10 protein-coding genes are annotated in these 13,882 nt (G+C 38.2%); all 10 read left to right on the top strand.

The window, feature by feature from the left end; all coding sequences use genetic code 11:
* Positions 1 to 13: 13 nt before the first annotated feature.
* Positions 14 to 865 (top strand): hypothetical protein, encoded by an 852-nt coding sequence (locus tag G611_RS0103965; RefSeq protein ID WP_028242530.1) that lies wholly within the window; start codon positions 14 to 16, stop codon positions 863 to 865.
* Positions 849 to 1,844: a MucBP domain-containing protein gene (locus G611_RS0103970; protein ID WP_028242531.1), complete on the top strand. Its 996-nt coding sequence runs from the start codon at positions 849 to 851 to the stop codon at positions 1,842 to 1,844. Before G611_RS0103965 ends, G611_RS0103970 begins: the two co-directional genes overlap by 17 nt.
* A 62-nt stretch (positions 1,845 to 1,906) precedes the next feature.
* Positions 1,907 to 3,124 (top strand): class B sortase, encoded by a 1,218-nt coding sequence (gene srtB, locus G611_RS15150; protein WP_051195050.1) that lies wholly within the window; start codon positions 1,907 to 1,909, stop codon positions 3,122 to 3,124.
* Positions 3,125 to 3,280: 156 nt separating this feature from the next.
* A complete protein-coding gene (locus G611_RS0103985) occupies positions 3,281 to 5,608 on the top strand; it encodes a hypothetical protein (protein WP_028242532.1) in 2,328 nt (775 codons plus the stop codon).
* A 121-nt stretch (positions 5,609 to 5,729) separates the two neighbouring features.
* On the top strand, positions 5,730 to 6,746 hold the full coding sequence (locus G611_RS0103990) for a hypothetical protein (RefSeq protein WP_028242533.1): 1,017 nt from the start codon (positions 5,730 to 5,732) through the stop codon (positions 6,744 to 6,746).
* 7 nt (positions 6,747 to 6,753) lie between these two features.
* The gene (asp2, locus tag G611_RS0103995) at positions 6,754 to 8,247 is read left to right on the top strand and encodes an accessory Sec system protein Asp2 (protein ID WP_028242534.1); all 1,494 of its coding nucleotides are present in this window, start codon (positions 6,754 to 6,756) and stop codon (positions 8,245 to 8,247) included.
* 19 nt (positions 8,248 to 8,266) lie between these two features.
* On the top strand, positions 8,267 to 9,469 hold the full coding sequence (locus tag G611_RS0104000; RefSeq protein WP_036948070.1) for a preprotein translocase subunit SecY: 1,203 nt from the start codon (positions 8,267 to 8,269) through the stop codon (positions 9,467 to 9,469).
* A gap of 25 nt (positions 9,470 to 9,494) precedes the next feature.
* Positions 9,495 to 11,084 carry an accessory Sec system protein Asp1 gene (gene asp1 / locus G611_RS0104005; RefSeq protein ID WP_028242536.1) on the top strand — a complete coding sequence of 530 codons (1,590 nt, stop codon included), beginning with the start codon at positions 9,495 to 9,497 and terminating at the stop codon, positions 11,082 to 11,084.
* A 10-nt stretch (positions 11,085 to 11,094) separates the two neighbouring features.
* Entirely contained in the window at positions 11,095 to 11,529 is a 435-nt protein-coding gene (gene asp3, locus G611_RS0104010) for an accessory Sec system protein Asp3 (RefSeq protein ID WP_028242537.1), read from the top strand.
* Positions 11,526 to 13,874 (top strand): accessory Sec system translocase SecA2, encoded by a 2,349-nt coding sequence (secA2, locus tag G611_RS0104015; RefSeq protein ID WP_081656959.1) that lies wholly within the window; start codon positions 11,526 to 11,528, stop codon positions 13,872 to 13,874. The genes asp3 and secA2 overlap by 4 nt, the downstream gene beginning before the upstream one ends.
* Positions 13,875 to 13,882 lie beyond the last annotated feature (8 nt).

Raw genomic sequence — 13,882 nt, forward strand, 5'->3', positions numbered from 1 at the left:
AAAGGGGCAAGCGATGAAAAAGAGAATAATGAATTTAGTCCTTGCTCTTGCACTGACAGTTCTAGGGCTGATAGGACAAATCAATACAGTAGAAGCTAAGACGAATGAGGATATTAATTGGGATGTTACATTCAATGGAAGTAAGGTAGAATCAAACTTTTCACAGAAGGTAACTAACAATGTTATTTCCTCAGTAATGCCTGGTGATACTATCGTATATACGGTAAATTACAGCTCTTCAGTTGCAGCAGATTTTTATCTGAATGCTGATATTATTAATACTTTAGAAGAAAAAGCAGCAGATGAATCTGATTCAGCAGATGCAAAGGAAGGTGCTTATACATACACTATCACCTACGGACCAACCGGTGAAGAAAACACTGTATACGATAGCAAGCTCATAGGTGTTGATGAAGTAAATACTATTAAGGGCTTGAAGCAGGTTGATGGAGAAGATAAGTTCTTTGAATTAGGACGAGTAACTCCAGGATTTGGACAGAAGGTTAAGATTACTATTCAGCTGGATGGTAACAGTCAGGACAATTCATACATGTTCAAGCTGGCAGCACTTGAGGTTAAGCTTGGTGCGCAGACAGTTCCTCAGAACACAGTCATAACCAACACAAACACAAAGAAAGTAGTTTACACTGTTCCAGGTGGTACAGAAATAGTAGCAGTATCAATCACTGATCCAGATACGCCACTTGCAGTAGTTAAGGATAATCCAATTACTGGTGATTATATTCTTCCACTTATTATTATCACAGTTGGATTTATAGTAGGCATTCTTTTAGTATGTTTATACTTTAAGGTAGCTGTTAAGAGCATGAGAGAGGAGGTAGTCTGCTATGAAAAAGATGAATAGATTTTTTGGACTACTTTTAGCCATGCTTATAGTTTCCGCAGGAGTAATGTCTATATCAACAGTTTCATATGCAGATTATCAGTACACTGTAAGGATTTACCTTGGTGGAACAGGAGATGAAGGCGCAAGCTTTACATCCTCTGAGGGAAGTGCTTATTTGGATTATAAAGTAGATGCTGGTAATACATTTAGCTTTAATCCAACCACAGAAGTTACAATCTCTTCTACAGATGCAAAGTACCAGGTTATCGGACTTCGTCCTAGTGGAGATTTTAATCATGAAAAGCTGGTTGATAACATTTCAGGCAAGACAATAGATAAGGACGAAACTTATGTTGTAGCATATGGTACGTATAAGACAGTTCCTTATACAGCAGAATTTGTTAATGAAGCTGGAACAAAGATTTCTGAGGACCTTGTTTATTATGGAATTAAAGGAAAAACATTTAATGCACCATACAAAGAAATCGATGGCTATGTTCCAAAAGACGGAACAAAGAATAAGGCTATAACACTTACAGAAAGTGATGAAGTAGTTCAATTCGTATATACGAATCGCGGTACTGGTTCTACTATTTATAACACCATCGAGAATACAGAGTATTCAACAGTAAGAGGTGCTAACCAGCGTGTAACACAGACAATACCTGGGGAAACACAGCCTGCTGATCAGTCGGCAGTTACAAATAATAGAAATCAGGACAATAGGAATCAGGGTGCAGCTACAGATGATAGCCTAGCTGTAGAAACAGATGTAGCTAATGACACAGAAGTAGATGATTCAACTACACCAGCAATTAGCGGTAATGAGGAAACAGAAATTCCTGATGAAGATGTTGCTAGAGCAGTAGGAGATAGAAAAACAATTACGAATTATTTTATCTATCTTATAATAATTGCAATCTTAGGATTCTTGATTGTATGTATATCAGTTATCGGAACAGTTGTAGTTAACTACGATAAGAAGCATAAGAACTAATGAAAAGTTAAATTAGGAGCGACTTAATGGTCGCTCCTATTAATTTGTGATAAAATCAAAGCATGAAAAATATAATCAAAACATTGGGAAATTTAATAATCATAATTGTAATAGTGGCATGCATACCTATAGCTGTTCCAAAGGTATTTGGACTTGCGGAATTTAATGTTATCACAGGTTCTATGGAGCCAAAGCTTCCTGTTGGTTCATTAGTATATGTGAAAGCAGCTTCTTTTGAGGACCTTAAGGAAAAGGATATTATCGCATTTGATAAAGGAGCCACTGTCATTACCCATCGAATCGTTTCTATAAATGAGTCAGATATGCTCATTACCACAAAGGGTGATGCTAATGATGCTAACGATTTTACACCTGTTCCTTATCAGGATGTTATAGGAAAGGTTGTTTTCCATATTCCAGTCTATGGATTTATAGCAGCCTTCATTAGTAGTATTTTAGGTAAAGTGTGCTTTGTTTGTCTTCTGGTTTTAGGCGTTGTTATGTCTGGATTATCTGGCATAAAGATTGAGAAGAACAAAAAAGGTAATCCAAAGGTATTGCTTGTAGTAGGGCTTTTAATAATAGTAGGTTCTGTAGCAGGACTTGTTATTATTTTTTCAGATTATAAGCAATCAGAAGATTTATATACTGGAGTAAGGGAAAACTATGTATCTACTGTGGAAGAAGATATCCCATGGCAGGACATGATAGATGTAGATTTTGACGCACTGCAGGACATTAATAAAGATGTTGTTGGCTGGATTTATGTGGAAGGTACTGATATAAGTTATCCAATAATGTATTCAGGCGATGACGAAAAGTATCTACGCACAGGAATTGATTTAAAGGCTGCAACAGCTGGCTCTATCTTCCTAGAGGGATATAATCTTAAGGATTTTAGCGATAGTCACAGCATTATTTATGGTCATAACATGAGAAACCTGTCAATGTTTGGTAGCCTGAAGTTCTACAAAACAGAAGAAGGCTATTATGACAGTCATAGATATTTTCAGATTATCACTCCAGAGAAGAAAATGAGATTTAGGATTTTTTCTTATTTTGATACAGATCCTGCATCATGGGTATATACAGTTCCTTTTTCTGACTCACCAGAATTTGAGGAATATATATCTGAGCTCAAAAGACATTCTGCTATAAATTCAGATGGCGTTGAGATAAAACCAAGTAATAAAATTGTTACACTATCTACATGTTCTGTGGCTGAGAGAAGATTCACATTGCATGGTGTAATGGTAGACAAAGAAATAATAGATGAGTAATTATTAGTTAAATAATTTTAGATGTGGCAAAAACGTACGAAATCTGGCAAAAACGGTTACGCAAAACTATTTATTTTTAAAAATAGCGTGATAAAATAACGCATATAAGATAAATTGTTTGTAATGTGTAACTTTTCAGATATTAGGAGTACGGAGATGTCTAAGAAAAAAGTTGAGAATCTATTGAAGGGCGTTGCTATAACAGGAGCAACAGTTGGTGGTGCATCTATATTAGGTGATGCTAATCTTGCTTATGCAGCAGAGCTTGGCGAGGAAGAAGCTAGCGCCTTAGCTCAGGGAGAGATAGTTCTTAAGGTAGCGCAGGAACAAACAGAGCAGCAGGCAGAACAACAAGCAGAGCAACAGCTTCAGACAACAATAGAAGAAATTGATTTGCAGTCTGAATCTGCATCTGAAAGTGCTGCAAGCGAGGCTTTTAGCATGTCTACCGCTGTATCAGAAGCGGAAGCAAGCTATGAATCGGCATCAACATCATTTTCTGAGGCAGGCTTAGAGGATGAATATCTGGAAAATCTTATCCAGGAAATAGAGCAGGCGAAAACAGAGCTTGAAGCAGCTAAGCAGAATGCTATTGATAACGGCCAACAACTCGATCATGACGATAAATCCAACAATTATTATGGAGCTGGAGATAAGCTGTCAAACCTATTGATTCAGTACGCCTTTTATCAGGAAGGTTATGTTGGCGAAATCATGTACAGCGAGTGGGATTCTAGCAGCTACAATACTAACAGTGTAAAAGTAACCTATGTAGATTCCACAGGGGCTACCAAGCAGGCGTATTTTGATTACGTAACAGTGGATGCCTATGGAAATGCACTTGTGCCAGGATTTTATGATAGTAAAGACGGAGGCCAGGATTATAATAATCCAAACGTAGTTGATGGCATCATGGTTGTTGAGAAAACTTTAGAGTACAAGGACGAATTTGGAAATGTACTCACATGGGAATACTCAACTGAGACAGGAGCTGACGGTCAAGAGAAAACAGTTTGTCATTATTATATAAATGGGCAGGAGATTGCAGATAATGTGGAGGTGACAATTAATGAAGATGACACATTCACGTTAACAAGTACTGATGCAAGTCCAGAGGTTCAGGTGGTTAAGGTAACTGAAGAAAACTTGGGCTATAAGTCATATATATATGATGCTGAAGATAACACTGTGTACCATGATTTGGGTATGTATGCCAATGCAGCAGGTGAGTGGAATAACTCCCTTGTAGGCTATACAAGAAATAGTGCAGACTTTTCTGTTGGTGTAGTTGAAACGGATGAAGAGGGTAACACCACTGTTTCTACATTAGTAGATGCTGAAGGAAATGCTGTAAATCTTATTAATAAGAGACCTGAGTATGCTAACTCAGATCAGTGGAATTGGCTTAGAAATGGTATAAGACAGTATTCAGCTTTTAGCATAGGTGGAAAAACATATTATTACTATACTTCAAATATAATTAATAACCATGATGGTACATATACATTCACTGGATATTATGATGAGGCTGGCTCAAGCTATAACCAGCAGTCAATTACTCTTTATTCAGCAAGTGCTGCATCTTCCAGCTTAAGCTTCACTCCTTCTTTTGTAAATAAGGAAGGAGATGGTACAGAAGTTTACAAGAACTACAACGGAGAGATTAAAGACGGTAACTTTGGAGTAAAGGGTTGCAAATACTTTAGCTTAGAAGATTTTAACAGGGGACGTGATGAATATCATGCGGCAAGAAGTGAAGTTACATCACGCTCAGAATCATTAAGTGAATTATTATCTCAGTCGGATTCTTTATCAGAGAGTGCATCAGTAAGTGCCACCGCTTCAGAGCATGCATCAGAATCCAGGGCAGAATCACTATCAGAAAGTGCAAGCACATCAGAAAGCATAAGCATTTCGGATAGTGAAAGTACATCGGAAAGTATAAGCATTTCGGATAGTGAAAGTACATCGGAAAGTATAAGTATTTCAGATAGTGAAAGTGTGTCCGAGTCAGAAAGTGTGTCCGAGTCAGAAAGTATATCTGAGTCAGAAAGCATATCCGAGTCCGAGAGCATGTCAATGTCTGAGGCTGCCAGTCAGAATGTGGTTAGAAGTGAGACAGCTTCTAATTATGTGAGCGTTAATGAAAATGTAGTTATATCAGCAAGTGAAGTAACTGAAGTAGCTGAAGTAGACGATGTAGCTGAAGATGTTAAAGAGCCAGAGATTAAGCAGGTAAGAAATGAAAACCTCGATGTTGTGAAGGCTCCGCTTGCAGTAAAGCTTGATGATATGGATGATTTAATAGACGCAGATACAATTCATATCAATGAAAAGGAAACTCCGCTTGCAGTAATGAAGAGTGGAATTGATGGAAGATCAAAGTGGCATGTGGTAGCGGCTCTTTTCAGTTTATTAACTGGAAAGGTTGCAAACGACAAGAGAAAGTCAACTGAAACAAAAGAAGAAGATACAGATAATTAGTGAGTATAACCCCAAGGAAACTTGGGGTTATATTATTATGTTTAATTTTATCAGATAATTTGATTGTTTATCAGCTAATGTGCTATTATTATAGAAAATAAATAAAGAACGGGGAATTATTATGAATTCAAAATTGAAAAAAGTATTGGAGCTTCTAGCGGTAATAGCAATTACCATCATCGTGGCTATGTCTAGCCCATTTAATCCATTTATGAACAATGCCTTTACAGAGGTGCAGCAGCAGATACAAGACATTGCACATTCAGTTAAGGATGGATATCTTGCATATGTAGAATTGGATGGTCATTATGGACCAGTAGTTTATGAGTTTTACGGATTGGGCTATCTTTTAACAGAGACTCATGTAGTTCAATTTGTAATGGAATTAGTAATTTTGTTTATAACAGTTTTATTTATGTATAAGACAGCAAGACTTTATACATCAGAATTGTTTGCTATTGCAACTACAGCAATCCTTTCAATATTCGGATGGGGCGCACTTACACATGCAGGGGCAGAAGAGCTTATGTTCTTTATTATGGTACTCACTGGATACCATATTTCAAGACAGTTAAAGTCAGGCTTTTTATCACATCATACATATTTACTTGCAATTGATTTAGGATTGGTATTTTTCTTACAGCCTGGATATGTTTGGTTCTGGGTAGCACTTATCATTTTCTTCGCAGTTAAATTCAAAATGGATGGTATTGATGGCAAGTCATATGGCTCATACTTCACATCAGTACTTGAAGGACTTGCTACAGTTGGCTTACCAATGGGACTTTATTTATGGCACTTCAAGAATGCAGGAGCATTTATGAAGCAGGTTGTAGATTACAATATGTCAAACATCGGTACATTAAAAGATGGCTTGCACATAATTATAGCTAGTCCATGGGCTATATTTGTACCTGTACTTATTATTGTAATCATTATCAAGGTGTTGACAGACGACAAGATTTCAGATTTATACTGCTGGGTTGGAATTATCGTATTTGCGATAGTTGTAATCGCACTTCAGGGTGAAAACCTCACATCATATTTACAGTTATCAAAGGCACTTTATGTTGTCCCATTAGCAAGTGCATTTTCTCTAATTGATAAACCATTAGGATTAAAAGCAGAGGATAAATAAATTTGGCATGGATAAAATAAAAGTATTAGTTGTGTCAGATAGAGATTGGAATAGTTGTTACACGGTTCCTGATTACCTTAGGATTATTTCCTACAAGGATGAGGTAATCAAAAAGAAGGATATCTATGAAATCGTTATCCTTGAAAAGAACATTGAAGAGGATGATTTTGATATTCTTAAGGAACATTCCTATTCTTACTGCCTTTTTGCGGTTAAAGATTTGCAGCTTAATGACACAACTAAAATGCTTTTTGCCCAAAGGATGGGTAAGATTTTATACCATAATGAAATTCAATCCTTTTTAGATAACGACGCAAAAAAGTATTTTTCTAAACCATATGGTGAAAAGCTCAAGCCCTCTGATATAGGAATATCTAGGGATTTTAAAGGCAAAATAAGTTGGGATGGTAACTATTGCGTTAATCTTGAAGGGGACTACGGTAGTAAGCTTAATCAGATAGCATTCTGGCGAAACAATATACCAATAACAAAAGGTCAGGCTATTGAATTTTGGCTTGAATATAAAAAGGATGAAAGTGTAGACATATCCTTATCCATAAAAGAATACGCCGTGGGCAGCCTGGCAGATGAAATTGAGGTAAAGGAATTTTCAGAGGATGATCTTAAAAATCCAGTTATCATAGAAGGCAAAGAGGACGGAGAGATTTTTTGCTCGGTAAATGCCAGTGGTACTGGAAAGCTAGGCATAATAGCATTGCATGACAGAGTATCACATTATGATGTGGGCAGCTTTATGGTTGGTGGAAAGCGATTTGTAACAAGCGAGGGAGAGGAGATATTCGCATATTTCGATCCAGGCGATTTAAAGCCACCACTTGCTGTTTATTTTTCTGGATATAAAACCCTAGAGGGCTTTGAAGGCTACCAAATGATGAGGAAAATGGGATGCCCATTTTTGCTTATTGCGGATCAAAGATTTGAAGGTGGCGGTTTCTACATGGGAAGTCCTGAATACGAAAAGCTTATGGTTGATATAGTAGATTCATATCTTGCTAAGCTTGATTTTTATCCAAACGAGCTGATACTTTCAGGAATTTCAATGGGAACCACTGGTGCTATGTTTTATGGGTGTGATTTGAAGCCACATGCTTTGATTATCGGAAAGCCGTTAGTAAGTCTAGGCGATATAGCTTTTAATGAACGTTTGAAAAGGCCAAAGGGATTTGCTACATCTTTGGATTTGCTTAATCACTATGGCGGCGGAATGGATGAAGGGGCTATCGATAGATTAAATGAAAAGTTTTGGGAGAAACTTAGACACACAGATTTCAGTCGTACAAAATTTATCGTGTCATACATGATAGAGGATGACTATGATTCAACAGCTTATGAAAAGCTTTTGTCTGAGCTGAATTCATCAGGTGTGCAGGTGTACGGAAAAGGTCTTCATGGAAGACACAATGACAACACGTTAGGTATTACCACCTGGTTTAAAGGACAGTATGATAAAGTATTAAAAAACGATTTTAATCGTAAATAAGCAGGAGTTGAAGGATAGGATGAAAAAGTATTTTTTCCCTAGAACATTAATAGAGAAGCTGCTATTTACATTGATTATCATGGCAGTTTATTTGATTGGCAGAGAAATTCCGCTTTTCGGGGTGGATTTGGGCGCTTATGATGTTCTTAGGGGAAATACTGACGATCTTATCATGCAAACAATCGGAGGAGATAGGTATAAGACAAGTATTTTTGCTCTTGGAATATCTCCTTTTATGTTTTCTACATTGTTTATTCAAATGGCTGTGGCTGTAAAAAATGTAGATAGCAAGACTCATTCATCTCCTAAAAAAATAACATATGGAACTTTAATTTTGATGCTTGTTTGGGCTATCATTCAAGCCTGCTTTAACACCGCATCAACATTTTATTTGTTTGATGGGGCTGGTTTAGTTTTAGTAAAAATCATTTCTGGCCTTCAGATGGTTGCAGGATCATTTGTTATTCTTTGGCTTGCAACTCTTAATGGCAAATATGGTGTGGGAGGCCAGACCATTCTTATTTATGTAAATATTCTTGATAGTATCGTAAATACGATACAAGGAGAGAGTTTTGCAGATTTGAAGCTCATAGGACTTATTTGTATAGTTGCTTTGCTTATAACTATCATATTCGAAAATACGGAATACAGAATTCCTATGCAGCGTATTTCTATTCACAACATTTATTCTGATAAAAATTATATTCCAATAAAATTAAATCCAATAGGCATGATGCCTGTCATGTTTTCTTCGGCATTTTTTATGCTTCCAGTTTATATTTCTACCTGCTTAGTTGGATGGTTTCCTGATAATGAAAATTTCATATATGTCTATGAAAATATGAATACGGGCCACGCCCTGGGGATTATTGTTTATATAGTTGCTTTATACATAATCACTATTGTTTTTTCATTTGTATTTATAAGTCCAAAGAATCTTGCAGAAAGTATGCAAAAATCAGGAGATAGTATCACAGGACTTCGCTCTGGTAAAAGGACAAGAAGATATATAGGAAACAGATTGTTTTTGATATCTATTGTTTCAGCAACATTTATGAGCATTTTTATAGGGATGCCATTGGTGTTGCAGCTTAATGGAATGGTTGATACAGAACTGATGAGTTTGCCATCTATCGTTATTGCAATGGGAAGCATCAACTGTAATCTTTACAGAGAGCTAAGAGCTGTAAAGGATTTTGATGGCTATATACCTTTTATTTAAAAGTTGTTTTGATTGGAGACAGGTAATGCTTTATTTTATTCCAGCATGGTATCAATTGAATAGCTTTAAGGAATTGGAGCAAAGCTGGCACACTAGACGTATGCATACGGAGTTTGACGATACGGTTAAGCATGTGCAGATGTTTTATCGAAATGGAATCAATGATTTTACCATTTTGCTTTTAAGTCACGCCCCAAATTTTAGACATTTCCTACACAGGCAGGGAGTTTTTCATGCGCCATATCTATCTGTGTTTGATTCAATACAGGAGGTAAGGGGCAAGAAGGTAGCGGTTTTTTCTTTTCATAATCTTGATTGGCCTGAGGAAATTGAATTTGTCTACACGCCTTTTGTTGTACTTGCTTATCTGCATGGAAAGAAATACGCCCAGATTAACTTTGGCGAGGCAGGCAATCCAATCGAAGTAAGTATGTATGAAAATGATGTGATAATCAGGCGAAACATCTATGACGATAGAGGTTTTATATCTGCAACAGAGCTTTACGAGGATGGAAATATCGCATATACGGACTATCTTACAGAAGAGGGCATAGTGAAGATGCGAATCATGGCAGATGATGGCCAGGTTCATATAAATGAAAAGGCTAACACCTATTTGGTTTTCAAGCAGGACGGTATCACCAAAAAGCAGTTTGAAAAAAACGTATATGATAGCATAGCGCAGGTTATTTTGGAGGTGTTGAATGCCCATTTGGAATATGGAGATGATGATATATTCTGCATTGCCATGCATGAACTGAACGTGCTTATCACGAAGGATTTGATTGGAGATAGAAAATCGATTCTATCCTTTTATGGTGACAGATACAGGATTAAGGATCATGAGGAAGGCAAGGAATTGGTAACAAAGGCCAGCTATATCATCACTGATTCAGAGGCAACCACCAGATATCTCAAACGTGAAATGGGCAAGGAGTTAGAAAACATCATCGATATTTCTCCTTACGATACCAGAATGGATTTTGGAATAAGCGAGCAGCTGACAGTCCAGAAGATATTAGTTCCTGTGGATGATTTGCCGGAGAAAAGATTTAAGGCACTTATTATTAATCTGGCAAAATATCTTACAACAAATGAGAATGCAATGGTTCATATATTCACAAGAAATGCCAAGTACGACCTGCCAGATATTTTGATTAATTCAATTGCAGACATCATAGAGGCGGCAGGCTACGATAGGCGAATGGCCATCGGCGAAAAAAAGGATGAATTAGATGATGAGGAGAAAATCCCAGTAAGATTTTTCATAGAACAATGTGTGGATGAATTGTCGGTAAGTAAATGCATTAGAGAACAAAGAATCATGATTGATATGAGACACAATCCTGATTTGTTCTTGCAGATAAACTGTATTAGCATGGCAATTCCGCAGATTGTTCGCAGGGAAACACAGTACATGCAAAACGGTTACAACGGATTTGTGGTGAAGGAATTTGAACGTATCCCAGTGGCTTTGGATTATTTCTTAGGAAGTCTTGCTAACTGGAATCAGGCTAAGGTCTATTCCTATGAAATTAGTCAGAAGTTTACAACAAAGCATCTGATTGAAAAGTGGGAGATGGTTCGTAGTGCATTAAGCCTTAAAGCTGAATAAAGGGGAAATTATGAATAACACAAGTTGGCCAATCTATTGGCTGGAATACAGCAGTAATGCATATCTGTATGGCTCAGAAATTGAATATCTGGCAAAGAACAATGTTCATTTTAAAAACAATCTGATGCCACCTGGAACAGTCATAAAGGAATGGTATTCCATGACAAACTACCAGGCCAGCAGGACGGAGCCATCCCTGCCGATAATAGACGGCGAAAGCCATTATCATATCAAGATAGATGTGGAAACTCCTGATGGAAAGGGATGTCTTGTTAGACTTGTTTTTCTGGACAGATACGAAAGAGAAGCAGGGGATTTTACCATAAGAGGAAAAGAGGCGGATTTTAGCTGCCCGCTTAAAACCTATAGCTACAAAATGCAGCTAATCAACGGGGGAATGACGGAATTTACATATCATTCAATCACTATTGAGGAAATAGAATGAAGATAGTAAAAACAAAGTCTACAGTTAAAAAGTTAATAAGGGATTTGAAAAAGGTTAAGGCCCTGAAGGACAAAATGGAGCAGCTTAGTGATGATGAGCTAAAGGGGATGACTGAGCTTTTTAGACAGCGATTTGAGGCCGGCGAATCCTTGAATGATATCCTGCCAGAGGCTTTTGCTGCCATGTGTGAAGCGGACAAAAGAGTTCTTGGCATGTTTCCTTTTGATGTTCAGATTTTGGCTGGCATCGCATTGCACAGGGGATATTTGGCAGAGATGAACACAGGTGAAGGAAAGACTTTGACTGCAACTCTCCCGATGTACCTAAATGGCTTGACTGGTAAAGGAGCCATTCTTGTTACTAACAACGAATATCTAGCACTGCGTGATGCCGAGGAAATGGGACCAGCCTATGAATTTATGGGGCTTACCGTAAAAGCTGGTGTAAAAAGAGACGAGGATGACCGATTTGATAACAAGGAAAAGAAGGTAATCTACCAGGTCGATATCGTATATACCACACATTCAGCGTTGGGATTTGATTATCTGATTAACAATCTGGTTAAATCCAGTGAAGAAAGGTTTTTAAGACCATTTAATTACATCATCATTGATGAGGCGGATTCGGTTCTACTGGATAGCGCCAGCACACCGCTTGTAATTTCCGGCTCACCACGTGTTCAGTCTAATCTGTATGAGGCTGCGGATTTCTTTGTTCGAACCCTTAGAGAGGATGAGGATTATGAGGTGGAAGAAAAAAATGTGTGGTTCACGGAAAAGGGCTTGAGCTACGCAGAAGAATATTTTGGAATAGATAATATTTTTGACCCTGAGTATTTTGAAATCTACAGACATTTGGTGTTGGCTCTTCGTGCTCACAAAATAATAGAAAAAGGCACGGAGTATATGATTTCAGAATCAGGGGAGGTAGCTCTTATCGATGCAAGCTCAGGCCGAATGCTAAAGGGCGTTAAGCTAAGAGGCGGCCAGCATCAGGCTATTGAATGTAAGGAGCAGGCGGAAATAACTCAGGAAAATCGTTCCATGGCGTCGATAACTTATCAGAATTTCTTTTCAATGTTCCCTAAGATGGCGGGAATGAGTGGAACCATCTATGATGCCAAGGATGAGCTTATGGAGGTTTATGGAAAAGAGGTTGTGGTGATTCCAACTAATAATCCTATTAGGCGAGTGGATTGTCCGGATTGGTATTTTAGCGATTCCAGTAAACAGTTTGAGGCGGCAATTAGGCTGGCGGTGAAAAAGCATGATAGTGGTCAGCCAGTGCTTATAGTTACAACTATGATTTCTGATACGGAAATCATTTCCAATCTTTTGGTTAAAGAGGGAATCCCACATTCGGTGTTGAATGCCAACAATGCTTTCTGGGAGGCGGACATCATAAAGGAAGCAGGTCAGCTGGGCGCCATGACTGTTGCTACATCAATGGCAGGGCGTGGAACTGATATCAAGCTTGGACCAGGTGTTAAAGAGCTGGGCGGGCTTGCTGTTATCGGCGTTGGCCGAATGCTAAATGTACGAGATGAAAGACAGGCCAGAGGAAGGGCTGGACGACAGGGCGACCCAGGCTACAGCAGGTTTATAGTATCGTTGGAGGATGACATTGTCGAAAAAGGTACGGATTCAGAAAAGCTAAAGAAATATATCGATGGTAAGAGGCGCATCAGCGATTGGAGAGTGAAGCGAATCGTCAACAAGGCTCAGCGTATTAACGAAGAGCTTGGAAGCGCTAACAGGAAAACCTCAAAGGATTATGACGTGGTTTTACAGTTGGAGCGAAAGCTCATGTACGATACCAGAGATAGGCTGCTTGATGGTGGAACCTTAGAGGACGAAAAGATAAAGGCAATTGCCGAGGAAAACATAGATGGATTTTTAACGGCTAATAGAAAGCTTTCGAAGGCGGATTTAAACAGATTCATTTTGGATAACATATCCTACGAAATGGAAAAGAATATGAGATATTTGGATCTTAGTGATAGGGCCCAGGTGAAGGCTTATATGTTAAAGCGAGTGGAAAAATCCTTGGAGGAAAAGCGAAAGGCTATTGATTCAGATAATGGAATGAAGGATTTTGTCAGGGTATCGGCACTGTCAGCTATTGACGAGGCCTGGATAGAACAGGTGGATTATTTGCAACAGCTGCAGCCTGCGGTATCAGGTCGTAGCAGTGCCCAGCGAAATCTTATGTACGAATACCATGCCGAGGCGCTGGAATCCTTTAGAAAAATGGAAAAGAGAATTAAAGGCAATATTATGCGTAATATACTTCTTTCCGAAGTATCTATGGATGAGAAGGACAGACTGCACATTATACTCCCATAGGAGGCTGC

Source organism: Pseudobutyrivibrio ruminis AD2017 (assembly GCF_000424305.1).
Lineage (GTDB): Bacteria > Bacillota > Clostridia > Lachnospirales > Lachnospiraceae > Pseudobutyrivibrio > Pseudobutyrivibrio ruminis_B.